This is a genomic window from Krasilnikovia sp. MM14-A1004, assembly GCF_047159485.1.
Lineage (GTDB): Bacteria > Actinomycetota > Actinomycetes > Mycobacteriales > Micromonosporaceae > Actinoplanes.
Genome location: NZ_AP038773.1, coordinates 5916696 through 5933036, shown reverse-complemented (window position 1 = coordinate 5933036; position 16341 = coordinate 5916696). Strand labels below are relative to the sequence as shown.

The window sequence follows — 16341 nt, the reverse complement described above, 5'->3', positions numbered from 1 at the left end:
ATGTCGGATTTCGTGCCGCTCGCCGAACGCATCGTCGACGCCCTCCTGGGCAGTGATCCGGTGCTGGCCGCGCGGGCCGGCGATCACCGCGTCGACGACCGGCTGCCCGATCTGTCGCCCGGTGCGGTCGCCGGGCAGGTGACCATGCTGCGCGACGCGGCCGACGCGCTGTCCGGTGTCGACCCCGACGAGTTCGGCGCGCAGGAGCAGGCCGACCACGCGATTCTCAGCGCGCTGGTGGAGCAGTCCCTGTTCGAGCTGCGCGACCTGCGCGAGCACGAGTGGAATCCGCTACGGCACAATCCCGGCCCGCTGCTCGACAGCCTGACCAGCCGCCCGTTCGCCCCGGCGGCGGAGCGGCTCGGCAGCCTCGGCGCCCGGCTGGCCGCCGTTCCGGACGCGCTCGCCACCGCCCGCGCGGTGTTGCGTGACGTGCCCCGGCTGCACGCCGAGACCGCGCTCGGCCAGTTCGCCGGTTCGGCGGCGCTGATCCGTGCCGAGATGCCCGGGCTGCTGGCCGAGGAGCCAGGGCTGCGCTCCGCGGTCGAGCCCGCGGCGGCGGCCGCCCTGGACGCGCTGGCCGAGTTCGGTCGCTGGCTGCGGGCAGGGCTGGACAGCGGCGAGCCCGGGCGCGACCCCCGGCTGGGCCGCCCGCTGTGGGAGGCCCGGCTGTGGCACGCGCTCGACACCGAGCTGCCCGCGGCCGAGATCCTGTCCCGTGCCGAGCGCAACCTCGACGACGTCACCGCCGAGCTGCGCGTGGTGGCCGCCGAGCTGACCGGTGGCCCGGCGACCGACGGGACCGTGCGGCAGGCGCTGGACCGGCTGGCCGACGACCACCCCGACGGCGCCACGATCGTCGAGCTGGCGAAGCGGACGATGACCGAGGCCACCGACTTCGTCCGCGCCCACGACCTGATGACGATCGTGGACGACGCGTGCGTGGTCGAGGAGATGCCGGAGTTCGCCCGCGGCGTCGCGGTCGCCTACTGTGACCCGCCCGGCCCGCTGGAGACCGCCGACGTGCCGACGTTCTATCGCATCGCCCCGGCCCCGTCCGGCTGGCCCGCGGCGCGCGTCGAGTCGTTCTACCGCGAGTACAACAACCACATGCTGCGCAACCTCACGGTTCACGAGGCGATGCCCGGCCACTTCCTGCAGCTCGCCCATGCCCGCCGGTTCCGCGCGGCGACCCGGGTGCGTGCGCTGGCCGGCTCCGACCCGTTCGTCGAGGGCTGGGCGGTGTATGCGGAGGAGCTGATGGCGGGGCTGGGTTTCGGCGGCCTGCCGGTCCGCCTGCAGCAGCTGAAGATGCAGTTGCGGATGACGCTCAACGCGATCCTCGACCAGTTGGTGCACTGCGCGGAGCTGTCCGAGGCCGAGGGGATGGCGCTGATGACCGGGCGCGGTTTCCAGGAGGAGGGCGAGGCCGCCGGCAAGTGGCGCCGGGCCCTGCTCACGTCCACCCAGCTGTCGACCTATTTCGTCGGCTACACGGAGATGAGCGCGCTCGCGGCGGCGCGGCCGTTCGGCGCCACCCCGAAGGCCTGGCACGACGCGATGCTGGCGCACGGCACCCCACCGCCCCGCCACCTGCGCACCCTGCTCGGCGTCTGACCGGAGGTCGGAGGTCGGAGACCAGAAGGGCCGGGTCAGGCGTGCATGCGGCTGAGGAGCTGCTGGCGCATCACGTAGCGGCGGATCAGCTTGGCCTGCGGTTCGGCGGCGGAGAAGACCGCGACGACCTCGACCGACATCGGCCCCGGCGGCACCCGCTGCGGGAGCCCGGCCGCCTTCACCGCGGTCGCCCGTACCTCGATGATCTCGCCGTCGAGGTCGATGAGCAGGTCCGCCTCGTCGCCGGGCGCCAGCTGGACGCCGGAGAAGTGCGCCCGCACGCTGTGCTCGCTGATGTCCCGGATCCAGCCGAGGGTGTCCATCTGGCCGGGCCGGCGCATCAGCACCTGCTCGCCACCGCCGCCGCGCACGTAGCGGCGCAGCTGCTCGATCGTCGGCTCGCCGGCGGGCTGCAGGTCGACCCGGTTCTCCTCCGCCGCGACGACCACCGCGGGCAGCACGAACCGGCCACGGGCGCCCGCGGCCCAGCGTACGGTCACGAAGGCGCCGATGCGGGGGGCCAGCGCCTGCGGCAGGGCCAGGGTGAGGAGGTCGCCCTCGGTCCGCACCACCCGCACACAGCCCACCGGATCGGCGGCCGCGGAGGCGGAGAGCTCGACGCGGGTGCCGGTTTCGGGGAGCACGGTGGTGGTAGTCATGGTGCGCTCTTGATCGGCAGCGGCGGGCCGTTCCTGAGACTTCCCGGAGGCGAAGTTCCCCGGCCGCCGGTACGGCGCACACCCCGGCTCGATACGCTCAGGGCCGTGGTCGGCCGCAGGGTCGCGGTCAAGATCTCATCCGTACGAGTGCAAGGAGAGACACGACACATGGCCACCATTGAAGCGATCGTCGCCCGGGAGATCCTCGACTCGCGGGGCAACCCCACCGTCGAGGTAGAGGTCGGTCTGGACGACGGCACCATCGGCCGCGCCGCGGTGCCGTCCGGCGCCTCCACCGGCGCATTTGAGGCCATCGAGCTGCGGGACGGCGACAAGGGCCGTTACCTGGGCAAGGGTGTCGAAAAGGCGGTCAGCAACGTCGAGGACAAGATCGCCGACGAGCTGATCGGGTACGAGGCCAGCGAGCAGCGCCTCATCGACGAGAAGATGCTCGACATCGACGGCACCCCGAGCAAGTCGGAGCTGGGCGCGAACGCCATCCTGGGCGTCTCGCTGGCGGTGGCCAAGGCCGCCGCGCTCTCCGCGGAGCTGCCGCTGTTCCGCTACGTGGGCGGCCCGAACGCGCACGTGCTGCCGGTGCCGATGATGAACATCCTCAACGGTGGCGCGCATGCAGACTCGAACGTCGACGTGCAGGAGTTCATGATCGCCCCGATCGGCGCGCCGACGTTCCGCGAGGCGCTGCGCTCGGGCGCGGAGGTGTACCACGCGCTGAAGTCCGTACTGAAGAAGAAGGGTCTGTCGACCGGGCTGGGCGACGAGGGCGGCTTCGCGCCGAACCTGCCGACCAACGCGGCCGCGCTGGACCTGATCGCCGAGGCCGTGCAGGCCGCGGGCTTCACGCTGGGCACCGACATCGTGATGGCGATGGACGTGGCGGCGACCGAGTTCCACAAAGACGGTGCGTACGTCTTCGAGGGCTCGCCGAAGTCCACCGAAGAGATGATCAACTACTACGCCAAGCTGGCCGAGGCGTACCCGATCGTCTCCATCGAGGACCCGCTGTCCGAGGAGGACTGGGCGGGCTGGACCGCGATGACGACCCAGCTCGGCGACAAGCTCCAGATCGTCGGCGACGACCTGTTCGTCACCAACCCGACCCGGATCGGCCGCGGCATCGCCGAGGGCGCCGCGAACTCCGTGCTGGTCAAGGTGAACCAGATCGGTTCGCTCACCGAGACGCTGGACGCCGTGGACCGGGCGCACCGGGCCGGCTTCACGACGATGATGAGCCACCGTTCCGGCGAGACCGAGGACGTCACCATCGCCGACCTGGCGGTCGCGGTGGGCAGCGGCCAGATCAAGACCGGTGCACCGGCCCGTTCGGACCGGGTGGCGAAGTACAACCAGCTCCTGCGCATCGAGGAGGAGCTGGGCGACGCCGCGCGCTACGCGGGTGCGGGCGCGTTCCCGCGCTACCGGTCGGCGTAACGCGAGTTGGAGTTGTGGCACCGGCTGCCCGAGGCATAGTTTCGGGCTGGAGTCGGTGCCGCAACTTCGCGGCGGTGCCGTCGCGAGTGTTCTCGGGGGAGGGGCAGGGATGACGCAGCGCCGCACGCCCAGTGGGCAGGGCCCGTCCCGCCGCCCCGGGCAGGCGGGCCGTCCGGGTGGACGCGCGGCGGTCCGGCCCACCCGCGCCGCGACCCGCGACACCGGTGCCACCCGGATCGAGCCCCGCGCCGGCAGCACCGTCCGCGTCCCGGCCGCCCGCGCCGGGCGAGGCGGTGACCGCGCGGGCAGCCGTCCCACGGCCGCCCGGCGCAGCGCCGCCACCGGCGCCACGAAACGTACCGTCGCCCCGCGCCCGCGCGCCTTCACCGGCCGGGCGACGGTGCTGATCGCGGTGCTGGTCATCCTGGCGCTGGCGTACACGTACCCGGTGCGGGTGTATCTGGCGCAGGAGTCGCAGATCGCCCGGATGGAGGCGGCGCAGACCGCCCAGCAGGCCACGATCCAGGGCCTCACCGAGGAGGTCGAGAAGTGGCAGGACCCGGAGTACGTCCGGATCCAGGCCCGCGACCGCCTGTTCTACGTTCGCCCCGGCGAGGTGCCGCTGCTGGTGCTCAACGACCCGGCCGGCGCCGCCCGCGACGCGGGTAAGCCCCCACCGGCCCCGGCCCCCGACCGCTGGTACGACACGCTGTGGTCGAGCGTCGCCGCGGCCGACACCCCGCCGAAGAAATGATGCAGATGGACTCTCCCACCGACGCCGATCTGGACGCGGTCGAAGCCCAGCTCGGCCGCCGCCCGCGCGGCACCCGGGCGGTCGCGCACCGCTGCCCGTGCGGCAACCCGGACGTGGTGGAGACCACGCCCCGGCTGGACGACGGCACCCCGTTCCCCACGATGTTCTACCTGACCTGCCCGAACGCGACCGCCGCCTGCAGCCGCCTGGAGTCCGGCGGGGTGATGCGGGAGATGCAGGACCGGCTGGCTGCCGACCCGGAGCTGGCCGCTCAGTACGCCCGCGCGCACGAGGACTACCTGGCCCGCCGCGAGTCCGTGATGCACGTGCCGGAGATCGCGTTCGTCTCCGCGGGCGGCATGCCGGAACGGGTGAAGTGCCTGCACGTCCACCTGGCCCACGCGCTGGCCGCCGGGCCGGGCGTGAACCCGTTCGGCGACGAGGTACGCGAAACGGTCGGCGCGTGGTGGGCGGGCGGTCCGTGCGTGAAGCCGGAGCCTTCCTAGACTCGACGGATGCAGGTGGAGATCCGCCGGGCGCGCACGTCCGACGTCAGGGCCATCCGGGAGCTGGTGGACACGTACACCACGGACCGGCGGCTGCTCAGCAAGGCCACGGTCACGCTGTACGAGAGCGTCCAGGAGTTCTGGGTCGCCGTACGAGCGGCCGACCAGCAGGTGGTGGGCTGCGGCGCCCTGCACGTGATGTGGGAGGACCTGGCCGAGATCCGCACGGTCGCGGTCGACCCGTCCTGCCGGGGCCAGAAGATCGGCCACCGGATCGTGACGGAGCTGCTGGCCATGGCCCGTGAGCTGGGTGTGGCCCGGGTGTTCTGCCTGACCTTCGAGACGTCGTTCTTCGGCTCGTTCGGGTTCACCGAGATCGACGGCGCCCCCGTCCCGCACACGGTGTACGAGCAGCTCCTGCGCTCGTACGACGAGGGTGTCGCCGAGTTCCTGGACCTGGAACGGGTCAAGCCGAACACCTTGGGGAACACGAGAATGCTGTTGCACCTATGAGGGTCGCGGCGATCGACTGCGGCACGAACTCGATCCGGCTGCTCATCGCGGACGTGGTCGGTGACTCGCTGACGGACGTGGCCCGCCGGATGGAGATCGTCCGGCTGGGCGAGGGGGTGGACCGCACGGGCCGCCTGGCCCCGGAGGCGATCGCCCGTACCCGCACGGCGCTGCTCGGTTACGCGGCGGAGATCGCCGAGCTGGGCGTCACCCGCGTCCGGATGTGCGCCACGTCGGCGTCGCGGGACGCCTCCAACGCGGCCGACTTCCGGGCGATGGTCCGCACCGTACTGGGCGTCGACCCGGAGGTGATCACGGGCGACGAGGAGGCCCGGCTGTCGTTCGAGGGCGCGGTGCGCGGGTTGGCGGCGCCCGCGCCGTACCTGGTGGTGGACATCGGCGGCGGGTCGACCGAGTTCGTGACGGGCGACCGTACCGTCGACGCGGCGATCTCGGTCGACATCGGCTGTGTCCGGATGACCGAGCGTCACCTGCGCTCGGACCCGCCGACCGCCGACCAGATCGCGGCGGCGGAGCAGGACATCGCGGCGGCGGTGGACGTCGCGCTCGCGGCCGTGCCCGGCCGCGCGGCGGCGACGCTGGTCGGGCTGGCCGGTTCGGTCACCACCGTGACCGCGCTGGCGTTGGGGCTCGACGGGTACGACGCCAGCCGTATCCACCACGCCCGCGTGTCACAGGAGGCGGTGGCGAAGGTGACAGCGGAGCTGCTGTCCGCGACGGTCGCGCAGCGGCGGGCACTGCCGGTGATGCATCCGGGCCGGGCCGACGTGATCGGCGCGGGCGCCCTCATCCTGCGGACCATCATGGAACGCGCGGGAGCCTCCACTGTGGTCGCCAGCGAGCACGACATCCTCGACGGCATCGCCTGGGGCCTCGCCACCTAGGTACGCGTCCCGGCGCCTGTCATGGCGCGAGCCGCCCGGCGTGGTGCCGGGCGGCTCGTGTGTGATGCGTGCGGTCAGGCGATTGTGACGTTGAAGATGGGGTTGGCGGCGAGGGTGCGGAAGGCGGCGAGGTTCTTTGTGGTGGAGTCGATGCTGATGTCGCGGTTGCCTTCGTCGTCGTGTTTGGTGTCGAAGTAGACGAGGGCCTTGATGTTGGGGCGCTTGGCGAGTTCGGGCAGCACGGAGTTGTAGCCGGGGGTTTTGTCGACCGGCTTGCCGATGCGGTGGTAGACGCCCCATTCGGCGATCATGATGGGCTTGCTGGCGTGCTTGGTGGTGGCCCAGTCGTACCAGCCGAGGCCCTTGCCGCCGGTGGGTTTGCGGTCGAGCAGGTCGCCGAACTGGCCGTAGTGGTAGTAGCCCTTTTCGGCGGAGACGTAGGAGTCCAGGCCCATCCAGTCGACGACGTCGTCGCCGGGGTAGAGGTCGTTCCACCAGGGCTGGGCCATCCACTTCTCGTTGCCCATGTAGGCCATCACGTTGATGGCGTTGTCGACGCCTTTGCTGTCGAGGCGCTGGATCACGTGGCGGTACATGGTGCGGAAGTCCTTGGCCTCCATGCCGGAGCCCTTACGGGCGATGACGTCGTTCTCGGGTTCGTGGTTGAGCACGAGGAAGAACTTCTTGTCGCCGTAGGTGGACTTGATCCGCTGGGCGAACTTGTCGATGCGCTTGTCCTGTTCGCCCTTGGCGACCTTGGCCCAGGTGGAGCCGTAGGCGACCTTCCAGTTGACCAGCAGGACCCGTGGGTTCGCCGGGTCGGAGGTCATGGCGATTTCGCTCTTGGTGGGGAAGGCTTCGTCGCCCTTGTGGTAGGTGTGGAAGATCGACGCGGTGCGGCCGGAGAGCTTCTCCCAGTTCTTCAGCTCCGCGTCCCGGGGGGCGGAGGTGAAGCCGCCGGCGGCGGCGCCCCAGAGGACCCCGCAGGAGGGGACGAGTTTGTCGTTGGTGGTGCAGCGCTGCGCGGTGGGCTTGGTCGGCTTGCTCGGGGTGGCGGGGGCGGCGTGCGCGGTGCCGGCGGCGCCGATCACGGCGGTGGTGCCGGCCAGCATCGCGCCGAGCAGGGTCACGACCTTGTTCACCTTGCGGCCCAAGCGAATCTCCTCCGTTTGTTGCGGCCCACGTCGGCCGGTCACATGAAGAAGATTCGGGGTTGGAGGGAGCGCCCCCGGGTCCTGGAAGGTTTCTTAACGGTTGCCGCTCATACTTTCGTCTCGGCCCGCGCTCCGGCCGGACGATAGAGCCCCCAGCCGAACGGCACCGCGAGGCCGGGCCGGGGTTTTTCGTCCTCCGTCGCGGGTACCCGCCGGGCACACGGCCCTACCCGCGGCGCCGATCGCAGCCGGGAATCGACGCCGTGGATGGGTAAGGCTCGAAGACTAGAATCATCCGATTCCGGTGGATAGCAGACTTATCCCCCCGGCCGGTCACGCCTGGAAGGGATCCCAGAATGAGCACCGTCAACGGGCTCCCCGCGCACATCCTGCTGGTGCACGCGGTCGTCGTGCTGCTGCCCCTCGCGGCGTTCCTGCTCGTACTCACCGCGGTGTGGGCGCCGGCCCGGCGCCGCCTGGCCGCCGCGAACGCGATCCTGTCCGTTCTGGTGGTCATCCTCGTGCCCATCACCACCGACGCCGGTGAATGGCTCGAACGACGCGTCCCGCAGAGCGCCCTGCTGCACGAACACACGGAACTCGGCGACACCGCGATCTTCTACGCCATCCCGATCGCGATCCTGGCGCTCGTGGTCTGGTGGCGCCAGATCGAAGCCACCGCACCCACCGGCGGCAGGCTGTCCGCTCTCGCCCACCGGCACGAGTGGCTCAAGCCGCGGTCGTCCGCGCTGACCCGCCTCATCGCCGCGCTCGCGATCGTCATCGCCGCCGCCGGGGTGTACGGCACCTACCGCATCGGCGACTCCGGAGCCAAGGCGACCTGGACCGGCAACTTCAGCCCCACCCCGGCCGCGCGCGACCCCCACGAACGGCCGCGCTGAAGACCGGATGCGTTGATCCGGCAGTTACGGTCAGATCGGGCGCTGCTTCTGGCTCTTGGTCTTCGCCGGGTCGCGCTCGATGACCGGATCGAGCACGTCGTCGATCCGCTTGAGTAGGTCGACGTCGAGCTTCTGTCCCGCCGCGGCCGCGTTTTCGGTGACCTGCTCGGGACGGGATGCGCCGATGATCGCCGCGGACACGTTGGGGTTCTGCAGTGTCCAGGCCACCGCGAGCTGGGCCGGCGTGAGCCCCGCCTCCCGGGCGATCGGCCGCAGTTGCTGGACGTGCGCGAGGACGTCGCGGGTGGAGAAGTCCGGCAGGATGTTCTCGCCGTCATGGTCGGCCCAGCGGGAGCCGGCGGGCGGCGGCTCGCCCGGCTGGTACTTGCCGGTCAGCACGCCCTGGGCGATCGGGGACCAGACGATCTGGCCGATCCCGAGTTCCTCGCACGCCGGGACGATCTCGGCGTCGATGACGCGCCACAGCATGTTGTACATCGGCTGGTTCGAGACGAGCGGAACATGCAGTTCCCTGGCGAGGGCGGCCGCGGCCCGGATTTCGCTGGCACGCCACTCGGAGGTGCCGATGTAGAGCGCTTTGCCGGCCCGGACGATGTCGGCGAATGCCAGCATCGTCTCGTCCAGCGGGGTCGCGGGGTCGTAGCGGTGGGCCTGGTAGACGTCGACGTAGTCGGTGCGCAGCCGCCGCAGCGAGCCGTTGATCGACTCATGGATGTGCTTGCGGGACAGGCCCGCGTCGTTCTTGCCGGTGCCGGTCGGCCAGTAGACCTTCGTGCACAACTCGTAAGACTCGCGGCGAACGCCGTCGAGCGCGGCGCCCAGGACGGTCTCCGCGTGCGTCATGCCGTACACGTCGGCGGTGTCGTAGGTGGTGATCCCGGCGTCGAGGGCCGCTCTCACGCACGCGATCGCGGTGTCCCGATCGGCGTCCGGTCCGTGCGTGATCCAGTTGCCGTAAGCGATTTCGCTGACGATCAGACCGGACCTGCCGAGGTGACGATATTCCATGCACCGGACCCTATGGGCCGACCGCAACGGCGGCGCTGCCGCCCCGGCGCCGGTGCGACTCGCCGGGCGGCCCTCGGCTTGACGGTATTTCGCACTGCAGACTAGCGTGCATCGCGTGGATACGACCCAGCTGCTCAAGGGGGTCCTTGATCTCGCCGTGCTGGCGGTGCTGTGCGATGAGGACGGCTACGGCTACGACATCCTGCGGCGGCTGCGCGCCGCGGGTCTCACCGACGTCGGCGACGCCTCCGTGTACGGCACGCTGCGGCGCCTGTTCAACGCCGGCTACCTGACCACGTACGTGGTGCCGAGCGACGAGGGCCCGCACCGCAAGTACTACGCGTTGAATCCTGCTGGCCGTGCGGAGTTGCAGCGAGGTGGCAAGGTGTGGTACGGCTTCGCATCCACGATGAACGATCTGCTGCGGGAGCGGGGGACAGCGTGAACGGAACGGCACAGGACGAGATCACTGCGTACGTCTTCGCGGTCCGTGCGGCCCTCGGTGACCTTCCGGAGTCGCTGCGCGACGAACTGCTGGAGGACCTGCCCGAGCACCTGGCCGAGGTGCTGGCCGAGGGCGAGGGCACCCTGGTCGACCGGCTCGGCGTGCCCAGCGCGTACGCGGCGGAGTTGCGTACCAGTGCGGGTTTCGTCGGCGGCTTCCCCGATCCGCCGCCGCCCATCCCGAACCGGTTCGTCGAGCTGCGGCAGGATCTGCAACGCGCGCTCGGCGTGGTCGACCGGCGTCTCGGCCCGCTGTTCGGCGCCGCGCGGGCCAGCGAATTCCTGGTCCTGCTGCGCCCCGCGTGGTGGGTGCTGCGCGGCTACCTCGTCGCGATGATCGTCGCGGGCATCCTGGACGACAGCGGCCAGTCGATCGGCCTGCTGCCCCGCATCGGCGGCAGCGAGGCGGTGGCGCTGGTCCTGCTGAGCGCCGGGATCCTCGGCTCGATCTGGGTGGGCCGCCGCACGGCGGGCCTCGCCTCCTGGCCCCGGTACGCGCTGTGGGCCGCGTCCGTCGTGCTGGTGATCGTGGCGCTGGGCGGCTTCACCCTCGCCGACAGCAACAGCATGGAGCCCGGATACACCGACGTCGGCTACAGCGATCCGTACGGAAATGTCCAGGATGTGTTTGTCTACGATCAGCAGGGTCGGCTGGTCACCGGGGCGCGACTGTTCGACCAGGACGGCACCCCGATCCATCTGGGCAACGCGTGGTGTGACGACTACGCGAACGACGAATCCGTGCGAGCCGCCGACGAGTCGGTCTACCCGTATTGCCCGCAGAACGCCCCGTTCTCCGGGCTGTCCACGGCCCCCTCCGGCTCCGCCTCGCCCGCGCCGAGCCCCTCCTCGGCCGCGCACCCCAGCCCCGGAAAGTAACCGCGCGGCAACGGGGTCGCGCGCGCGAGGCTTGATCGCTAAGTTGTCGGCGGTATTCGGTCGGCCGTCGACCGACTCCGCGAAAGGACGCGAAGTGAGCAACCCGGTTGGGCCGACCCCCGCCCCCGAGGGCGGCAACATTCCAGTCTCCGACCCGAGCGCCGTCACCGGCATGGGCGACGCACCCGCCGCACCGAAGAAGAAGTCGAAGGTCGGCCGGATCATCCTGGCCATCGTCGGCATGCTGATCCTCATCGTTGTCGCCGGCGTGGCGAAGTTCATGCTCCGCCCCGACCCGACCAAGGACACCAAGGCCGGTGACTGCCTCGCCTCCGAGACCGCCAAGGACGTCAAGGTCGGCGAGGAGGGCGTCGCCGACATGAAGCCGGTCGACTGCAAGTCCAAGGACGCCGCCTTCGTCGTGCTGGGCCGCGTCGACGGTGTCACCGACATCAACAACCCGGCCTGCGAGAAGTTCGTCAAGGAGGGCGAGCAGTACCTCGCGTACGCCAGCCAGTCGGGCGACGGCTACCTGCTCTGCCTCAAGCAGAAGTCCTGAGGCTCTCCGGGCGGCGTGGCGCATGCCGCGCCGCCCGGTTCCGTCTCCAGCAGGAGCACCACGCCGCCCCGCTCGGGGCGGTACCGCACGTCGGCCACCTCCACCAGCTCACCGCCGACGCGTACCAGCACGGGGCTTTCCCAGTGGCCGAGCAGAAGGTTCAGCAGCTCCAGACCGTCCACCATGGTCAGACCCGCCGCCCGTGAAGGCCGTGACGACCGGCCTCGGGACAGGCGAGCGTCGCCCCGCACGCCGGGCACCACCGGCTCTTCTGCCGGAACGTCAACAGCCCCGCGAGAAACCCCACGGCCAGCGCCGGACCGATCGCCATCACCAGCTCCATCTCCGCCTCCCGGCATCATTCCTGCGTGTCTTCACAGTCTGGTGAGGACATCGATACGCTCGGAAGCTCTCGCGCCTGTTCCCGGCGGTGCCGTGTACGCGGCTCCCGGCCGGTGGGGAGATGTGGCGCAGCCCGGCGGACGTGTGGCGGGAGTGTGTGATGACCGAGGTGTCCGAGTCAGCGTCGAGCTTCCTGCTGAACGAGCTACGGCGTTCGCGCTCGGCCGCCGGCCTCAGCCAGGAAGACCTCGGCAAGGCCATCAACTACTCGTCATCCCTGGTCAGCGCCGTCGAAAACGGCCAACGCCCACCCACTCGGGACTACTTGGCAGGTGTCGATCGTGCCTTGCAGACCGGTGGTCTCTTCGAGCGCCTGCTCGACAACCTGGTCCGGACGGATCAATCACCGGTGTGGTTTCGGGACTGGCTTGTCTTCGAGCGCGAGGCGACGCTGATCAGGTGGTTCGATCCGTTGATCATTCCGGGTCTGCTACAGATAGAGGACTATGCCCGCGCGATCTTCGCGGGATCCCGGCTGATCGATGACGAAGAGGTCGAGCGGCGCGTCGGCGCCCGGCTGCAACGTCAGGAGATCCTCCACGCGCCATGCCCGCCAGACCTCCTGACGATCATCGACGAGGCGGCGTTGCGCCGACCGGTCGGCGGTCCCGGAGTGATGGCAGCGCAGTGTGAGCACCTGCTGCACTGCGCCGAACGATCCACGGTCCGGATCCACGTCGTGCCGACCACCGCAGGCGCCTATGCAGGTCTGGCCGGGCCATTTGTCATCACCAAGGGGGACGAGTTCGAGGTAGCCATGGTGGACACTCCATGGCCTGTGCAGGTGCTTCATCGGCGCGAGGCCGTTGATAGCCTGATCAAGAGATGGGAGGCGATCCGTGGTGAGGCATTGCCGCGGACGCAGTCCATCGAGTTGATCAGGGGGGTGTGTGCAACATGGCAGACCTGACCGGTGCAGTGTGGCGCAAGTCGACGCGCAGCGACACGGGCGGCAACTCATGCGTCGAGGTCGCCAAGAACCTTCCCGGCGTGGTCGGTGTGCGTGACAGCAAGGATCGGTCCGGCCCGGTGCTGGCGTTCGATCCGGAAGCCTGGTCCCGGTTCCTCGACGGTGTGAAGAACGGCGAGTTCGATCTCGGCTGATCAGGAGTCCGCCAGCCAGGCCAGCATGCGGCCCTTCGACCAGCAGCGGCCGAGGGCCTCGGCGCGCAGAGCCGAGTGCTCGAACACCGCCAGGCCGATGATGCTGTGACCCGAGGCGCGGCGATCGCCCATCGTCGGTATCGCGGGCGCGACCCCCACTCCCTCCACCGACACCCACGCCACCGCCCGATGGGTCGCCGCCTCATCGAGGCGGTGCAGGAACCGCATGCGGCTCTCCAGCGGGAGGCGCGACAACGCCCACGTCGTGGTGACGATAGGCAGCACGTCGGCAGGCATCCGGGCGAAGGCGTCGGGCAACACCTCGACCGCGTCACCGTGCAGGAGCGCCGGAGGGGCGGTCGCCGCCAGGGCGATCTCCGCGCCGAGCCGCGCGGCCTCCTCCGGCTGATCCGGCCACACGCACGCACGCAACCATCGCGCATCATCCGCGTCGGTCACGTCCACGGGTTCGAGGTCGACGCCGACGCGGGCCACCACCTCCGGGATCGCCCGCGCCGGGACGGGCCGGTTCTGCACGATCGACGACGACACCTGCACGGCAGACGCCGGGTCGCCCAGCGACCGTCCATCGCTGTAGGTGATGCCCACGCGGTCGACCTGGAGATTCAGCCCGGCCGAACATCCGACGTCGATCAGCCCGACTGCGCTCGCACCCAGCCGGTGCGCCGCCTCGGCAATGGCCGGATACAGCACGGCGTACCGTCCGGTCTCGTCGGTCCGCACCTTCCGGCGCACGGCGAGGTCCACGACCGGGCCGGTCATCCGCAGCAGCGCGTCGATCGCCGCGTCGGCAGCGGCGTCGCCGTCGCCGGCGGCATAGGCGGCGGCCAGCGCCGGGGCGCGCCCGGCGAGGGCGAGGTCGTGCAACGCGGCGAGGATCAGCGTCGGATGCCGCTTACGCGCAGGCGCCGCCTCAACGGCGCGCATCGCCTCGTCGGACTCGCTCAGGGCGACGGCGACCCGCGCGTACAGCGGGGACGTTCCGGCGGCGTCGACCTCCCCGAAGTGCCGGTACACCTGGGCGAGGGTGCGGACCCGACGCGCGGGTACGGCACGTTCAGCGGTCGCCTGTGGCATCGCGATGAGTCTAGCCGTCGGACCGGAGCACCGAGCCGCCATCGGCACCTCGGTTCGAATCCACCGGATCACCGCCCACATCAACCCGGCTCTGTGGAAACAGGACTGGCCGAATGGGGGCGGATGGAATGGGCGGCCCGCCCGATCCGGCGTACGCGGGAAATGCTCTGCTGGTGGTGTGACCAGCCGTACCCATGCCGAGGTCGTCGCCCACGCGGCCGAGGCGGCCGACCTGCCCGCCCTCGACGCGGCTGTGGCCGACTGTTTCGCCTGCCCGCGTCTGGTCGCCTGGCGGGAGAAGGTCGCCGCCGAGCGCCGTGCGGCGTTCCGCGACCAGACCTACTGGGGGCGCCCGGTGCCCGGCTTCGGCACGCCCGATGCGGAGATCGGCATCCTCGGCCTGGCCCCGGCCGCGCACGGCGGCAACCGGACCGGCCGGATCTTCACGGGGGACCGATCGGGGGACGTGCTGTTCGCGGCGTTGCACCGGGCCGGGCTGGCCAACCAGCCGACCAGCGTGGCCGCCGACGACGGCCTCGCGCTCGCACACACCAGGATCTTCGCGGCGGTACGGTGCGCCCCGCCCGACAACAAGCCGTCCCCCGCCGAACGCGACACCTGCGCGCCGTGGCTGCACCGCGAGCTGGCGCTGATCCGGCCGACGCTGCGGGTGGTGGTGGCGCTCGGCGCGTTCGCCTGGGCGGCGTGGTGGCCCGCCGCCCGTGCGGTGTACGGCCACCGGCCGCCCACCCCCCGGCCCGCCTTCGGGCACGGCGCGCACGTCAGCCTGCCTGAAATGCCCGACTTGCTGGGCTGCTACCACGTGAGCCAGCAGAACACGTTCACCGGAAGGCTGACGCCCGCGATGCTGGACGACGTCTTCGGTCGTGCCAAAGAGCTCGCTGGCCTGGCATGATTCGTCCTCGACCGCCAACCCCTGAGCCACGGAACAGAGCCTGAGAGTGGACCTCGCCGCATTGCGTCGCTGGTGGCCCGTGGCCGCCGTGCTCGGGCTGCTGTTCCTTGCCGCCCTGGCCGCGACCCGGTCGGCGCCCCAGCTGGAGCGGATCACCCCGGAGGCGGACGCGCCCACCACGGCGGCCCCGTTGCTGCCGCCCTCGGAGCCGACGGCCGTGCCGTCCGGTGCCGAGGCCACCCCGTCCGCCGCGCCGACCCCCGAGGCGGCCAGCGGCCTGCCCGACTGGGTCGGTACGGCCGCGGTCGCCGTCCTGGTCGTCGTGGGCGTGATCGTCGCGGTGCTGATCGTCTGGGCGCTGATCCGTGATCAGCAGCGCCGCCGCGCCCGCCGGGGCGGCCGCCGCGTCCCCCGCCAGGCGGAGCCGCGCCGCGCGACGGACCTCGTGGCGGTGCTGGATGCGGGCCTGGACGAGCTGTCCGACGCCGACCGCGACCCGCGCCGCGCGGTCATCGCCTGCTGGGTACGGCTGGAGCAGGCCGCCGCCGCGGCGGGCACCCCGCGCCACCCGGGCGACACACCGACCGACCTGGTCGCCCGCCTGCTGGTCGAGCAGCACGTCGACGCCCAGGTGCTGGCGGCCTTCGCCGCCGTGTACCGGGAGGCCCGGTACGCCACCACGCACACCGTCGACGAGCGGATGCGTGGCCAGGCCCGCGCGGCGTTGCAGCAGTTGCGCGCCGACCTGGGCGCGGAGGTGGGCGCCTCATGAGCGAGCGCGACGGCGGGCTCGACGACCTCTTCTCCCGCGCGGACGAGCCCGTACCGGATCTGCCGGAGGTGCGGCGGCCGCGCTCGCGGACGGCCTGGATCGTCCGCAACGTCCTGCTGATCGTCGCCGCGACCGTGGTGACCGTGGCGGGGCTGCGCTCGGCCGGGATCGCGGTGCCGCTGCTGCTGATCGTCGCCGCGTTCGTGGCGCTGCGGCTGCTGATGCTGGCCGTCTCCCGGGTGGCGGCACCCCCGCCGCCGCGGGCCACGCCCCGACCCACCGACTCCGCGCACGACCCGAGCCAGGGCGGCGACGCGCTGCGCGCCGCGGTACGCCGCTGGGAACTGCGGCTGGACTGGGCGCAGAACGACGCCGACCAGTACTCGCGTAACGTCCTGCCCGTCATCGCCGAGCTCACCGACGAGCGGTTGCGGCTGCGGCACGGCATCACCCGGGCGTCCGACCCGCGCCGGGCCCGTGAGCTGCTCGGCGAGGCGCTGTGGCGCACCCTCGCGGAGCCCGGCCGGCGCGCGCCGAAGGCGCGCGATCTGGCCGCGTTCGTGGAAACTCTGGAACGACTGTGAGAAGGGCGGATTCGTGACGGACGCACGCGTGG

At 71.3% G+C, this 16341-nt stretch carries 21 protein-coding genes; 15 read left to right on the top strand and 6 right to left on the bottom strand.

Translation table 11 applies throughout. The features are described 5' to 3' along the window. Positions 1–1617 (top strand): DUF885 domain-containing protein, encoded by a 1617-nt coding sequence (locus tag ACMCNN_RS25585; protein WP_412743057.1) that lies wholly within the window; start codon positions 1–3, stop codon positions 1615–1617. A gap of 35 nt (positions 1618–1652) precedes the next feature. Here the strand turns inward: ACMCNN_RS25585 and ACMCNN_RS25580 are convergent, their stop codons facing one another. Next, positions 1653–2276, bottom strand: coding sequence for a hypothetical protein (locus ACMCNN_RS25580; protein ID WP_412743056.1), 624 nt, complete (start codon positions 2274–2276; stop codon positions 1653–1655). A gap of 168 nt (positions 2277–2444) precedes the next feature. On the opposite strand from ACMCNN_RS25580, the gene eno reads away from it, so the two are divergent. The 5 genes from eno (at position 2445) to ACMCNN_RS25555 (ending at position 6406) form a co-directional block, all read left to right on the top strand. Beyond that, positions 2445–3728 (top strand): phosphopyruvate hydratase, encoded by a 1284-nt coding sequence (gene eno / locus ACMCNN_RS25575; RefSeq protein ID WP_412743055.1) that lies wholly within the window; start codon positions 2445–2447, stop codon positions 3726–3728. A 109-nt stretch (positions 3729–3837) separates the two neighbouring features. Next, on the top strand, positions 3838–4482 hold the full coding sequence (locus tag ACMCNN_RS25570; RefSeq protein WP_412743054.1) for an FtsB family cell division protein: 645 nt from the start codon (positions 3838–3840) through the stop codon (positions 4480–4482). A gap of 5 nt (positions 4483–4487) precedes the next feature. Then, entirely contained in the window at positions 4488–4988 is a 501-nt protein-coding gene (locus ACMCNN_RS25565) for a DUF501 domain-containing protein (RefSeq protein ID WP_412743053.1), read from the top strand. 9 nt (positions 4989–4997) lie between these two features. Next, entirely contained in the window at positions 4998–5501 is a 504-nt protein-coding gene (locus ACMCNN_RS25560) for an amino-acid N-acetyltransferase (protein ID WP_412743052.1), read from the top strand. Then, complete coding sequence (locus tag ACMCNN_RS25555) at positions 5498–6406, top strand: exopolyphosphatase (RefSeq protein WP_412743051.1); 909 nt, start codon at positions 5498–5500, stop codon at positions 6404–6406. Before ACMCNN_RS25560 ends, ACMCNN_RS25555 begins: the two co-directional genes overlap by 4 nt. A gap of 74 nt (positions 6407–6480) precedes the next feature. Here the strand turns inward: ACMCNN_RS25555 and ACMCNN_RS25550 are convergent, their stop codons facing one another. Next, positions 6481–7560 (bottom strand): glycoside hydrolase family 26 protein, encoded by a 1080-nt coding sequence (locus ACMCNN_RS25550; protein WP_412743050.1) that lies wholly within the window; start codon positions 7558–7560, stop codon positions 6481–6483. Positions 7561–7916: 356 nt separating this feature from the next. Here ACMCNN_RS25550 and ACMCNN_RS25545 point away from each other — a divergent pair, with 356 nt between their 5' ends. After that, the gene (locus ACMCNN_RS25545) at positions 7917–8462 is read left to right on the top strand and encodes a DUF2231 domain-containing protein (RefSeq protein ID WP_412743049.1); all 546 of its coding nucleotides are present in this window, start codon (positions 7917–7919) and stop codon (positions 8460–8462) included. Between the two features lie 30 nt (positions 8463–8492). Here ACMCNN_RS25545 and ACMCNN_RS25540 read toward each other — a convergent pair whose 3' ends face one another. Next, positions 8493–9491: an aldo/keto reductase family protein gene (locus ACMCNN_RS25540; RefSeq protein ID WP_412743048.1), complete on the bottom strand. Its 999-nt coding sequence runs from the start codon at positions 9489–9491 to the stop codon at positions 8493–8495. A 115-nt stretch (positions 9492–9606) separates the two neighbouring features. Between ACMCNN_RS25540 and ACMCNN_RS25535 the strand changes: the two genes are divergently transcribed. The 3 genes from ACMCNN_RS25535 to ACMCNN_RS25525 all read left to right on the top strand — a co-directional run bounded on the left by ACMCNN_RS25535 (position 9607) and on the right by ACMCNN_RS25525 (position 11433). Then, entirely contained in the window at positions 9607–9936 is a 330-nt protein-coding gene (locus tag ACMCNN_RS25535) for a PadR family transcriptional regulator (protein ID WP_412743047.1), read from the top strand. Beyond that, on the top strand, positions 9933–10874 hold the full coding sequence (locus tag ACMCNN_RS25530; RefSeq protein ID WP_412743046.1) for an HAAS signaling domain-containing protein: 942 nt from the start codon (positions 9933–9935) through the stop codon (positions 10872–10874). Before ACMCNN_RS25535 ends, ACMCNN_RS25530 begins: the two co-directional genes overlap by 4 nt. Before the next feature lie 94 nt (positions 10875–10968). Further along, the gene (locus ACMCNN_RS25525; protein WP_412743045.1) at positions 10969–11433 is read left to right on the top strand and encodes a hypothetical protein; all 465 of its coding nucleotides are present in this window, start codon (positions 10969–10971) and stop codon (positions 11431–11433) included. On the opposite strand, the gene ACMCNN_RS25520 is transcribed toward ACMCNN_RS25525, so the two are convergent. Together ACMCNN_RS25520 and ACMCNN_RS25515 are read right to left on the bottom strand one after the other, a co-directional pair. Continuing rightward, positions 11403–11618 (bottom strand): hypothetical protein, encoded by a 216-nt coding sequence (locus tag ACMCNN_RS25520; protein WP_412743044.1) that lies wholly within the window; start codon positions 11616–11618, stop codon positions 11403–11405. The two genes, ACMCNN_RS25525 and ACMCNN_RS25520, sit on opposite strands and share 31 nt — an antisense overlap. A 2-nt stretch (positions 11619–11620) precedes the next feature. After that, positions 11621–11776 (bottom strand): hypothetical protein, encoded by a 156-nt coding sequence (locus ACMCNN_RS25515; protein ID WP_412743043.1) that lies wholly within the window; start codon positions 11774–11776, stop codon positions 11621–11623. Positions 11777–11935: 159 nt separating this feature from the next. On the opposite strand from ACMCNN_RS25515, the gene ACMCNN_RS25510 reads away from it, so the two are divergent. Next, the gene (locus ACMCNN_RS25510) at positions 11936–12745 is read left to right on the top strand and encodes a helix-turn-helix domain-containing protein (RefSeq protein WP_412743042.1); all 810 of its coding nucleotides are present in this window, start codon (positions 11936–11938) and stop codon (positions 12743–12745) included. Then, positions 12733–12939: a DUF397 domain-containing protein gene (locus tag ACMCNN_RS25505; protein ID WP_412743041.1), complete on the top strand. Its 207-nt coding sequence runs from the start codon at positions 12733–12735 to the stop codon at positions 12937–12939. Before ACMCNN_RS25510 ends, ACMCNN_RS25505 begins: the two co-directional genes overlap by 13 nt. Here ACMCNN_RS25505 and ACMCNN_RS25500 read toward each other — a convergent pair whose 3' ends face one another. Further along, complete coding sequence (locus ACMCNN_RS25500) at positions 12940–14037, bottom strand: DUF2332 domain-containing protein (RefSeq protein WP_412743040.1); 1098 nt, start codon at positions 14035–14037, stop codon at positions 12940–12942. Positions 14038–14215: 178 nt separating this feature from the next. On the opposite strand from ACMCNN_RS25500, the gene ACMCNN_RS25495 reads away from it, so the two are divergent. The 3 genes from ACMCNN_RS25495 to ACMCNN_RS25485 are packed head-to-tail and all read left to right on the top strand — an operon-like array spanning position 14216 to position 16309. Continuing rightward, positions 14216–14953 (top strand): uracil-DNA glycosylase, encoded by a 738-nt coding sequence (locus tag ACMCNN_RS25495; RefSeq protein ID WP_412743039.1) that lies wholly within the window; start codon positions 14216–14218, stop codon positions 14951–14953. Positions 14954–14999: 46 nt separating this feature from the next. Further along, complete coding sequence (locus ACMCNN_RS25490) at positions 15000–15725, top strand: DUF4129 domain-containing protein (protein ID WP_412743038.1); 726 nt, start codon at positions 15000–15002, stop codon at positions 15723–15725. Further along, positions 15722–16309 carry a hypothetical protein gene (locus ACMCNN_RS25485; RefSeq protein WP_412743037.1) on the top strand — a complete coding sequence of 196 codons (588 nt, stop codon included), beginning with the start codon at positions 15722–15724 and terminating at the stop codon, positions 16307–16309. Before ACMCNN_RS25490 ends, ACMCNN_RS25485 begins: the two co-directional genes overlap by 4 nt. Positions 16310–16341 lie beyond the last annotated feature (32 nt).

Coding starts and splice junctions, on each gene's coding strand:
- ACMCNN_RS25540 (WP_412743048.1), bottom strand. CDS start 9,491: ATGGAATATCGTCACCTCGGCAGGTCCGGTCTGATCGTCAGCGAAATC.
- ACMCNN_RS25580 (WP_412743056.1), bottom strand. CDS start 2,276: ATGACTACCACCACCGTGCTCCCCGAAACCGGCACCCGCGTCGAGCTC.
- ACMCNN_RS25545 (WP_412743049.1), top strand. CDS start 7,917: ATGAGCACCGTCAACGGGCTCCCCGCGCACATCCTGCTGGTGCACGCG.
- ACMCNN_RS25500 (WP_412743040.1), bottom strand. CDS start 14,037: ATGCCACAGGCGACCGCTGAACGTGCCGTACCCGCGCGTCGGGTCCGC.
- ACMCNN_RS25485 (WP_412743037.1), top strand. CDS start 15,722: ATGAGCGAGCGCGACGGCGGGCTCGACGACCTCTTCTCCCGCGCGGAC.
- ACMCNN_RS25510 (WP_412743042.1), top strand. CDS start 11,936: ATGACCGAGGTGTCCGAGTCAGCGTCGAGCTTCCTGCTGAACGAGCTA.
- ACMCNN_RS25555 (WP_412743051.1), top strand. CDS start 5,498: ATGAGGGTCGCGGCGATCGACTGCGGCACGAACTCGATCCGGCTGCTC.
- ACMCNN_RS25570 (WP_412743054.1), top strand. CDS start 3,838: ATGACGCAGCGCCGCACGCCCAGTGGGCAGGGCCCGTCCCGCCGCCCC.
- ACMCNN_RS25505 (WP_412743041.1), top strand. CDS start 12,733: ATGGCAGACCTGACCGGTGCAGTGTGGCGCAAGTCGACGCGCAGCGAC.
- ACMCNN_RS25560 (WP_412743052.1), top strand. CDS start 4,998: ATGCAGGTGGAGATCCGCCGGGCGCGCACGTCCGACGTCAGGGCCATC.
- ACMCNN_RS25515 (WP_412743043.1), bottom strand. CDS start 11,776: ATGGAGCTGGTGATGGCGATCGGTCCGGCGCTGGCCGTGGGGTTTCTC.
- ACMCNN_RS25585 (WP_412743057.1), top strand. CDS start 1: ATGTCGGATTTCGTGCCGCTCGCCGAACGCATCGTCGACGCCCTCCTG.
- ACMCNN_RS25520 (WP_412743044.1), bottom strand. CDS start 11,618: ATGGTGGACGGTCTGGAGCTGCTGAACCTTCTGCTCGGCCACTGGGAA.
- ACMCNN_RS25565 (WP_412743053.1), top strand. CDS start 4,488: ATGGACTCTCCCACCGACGCCGATCTGGACGCGGTCGAAGCCCAGCTC.
- eno (WP_412743055.1), top strand. CDS start 2,445: ATGGCCACCATTGAAGCGATCGTCGCCCGGGAGATCCTCGACTCGCGG.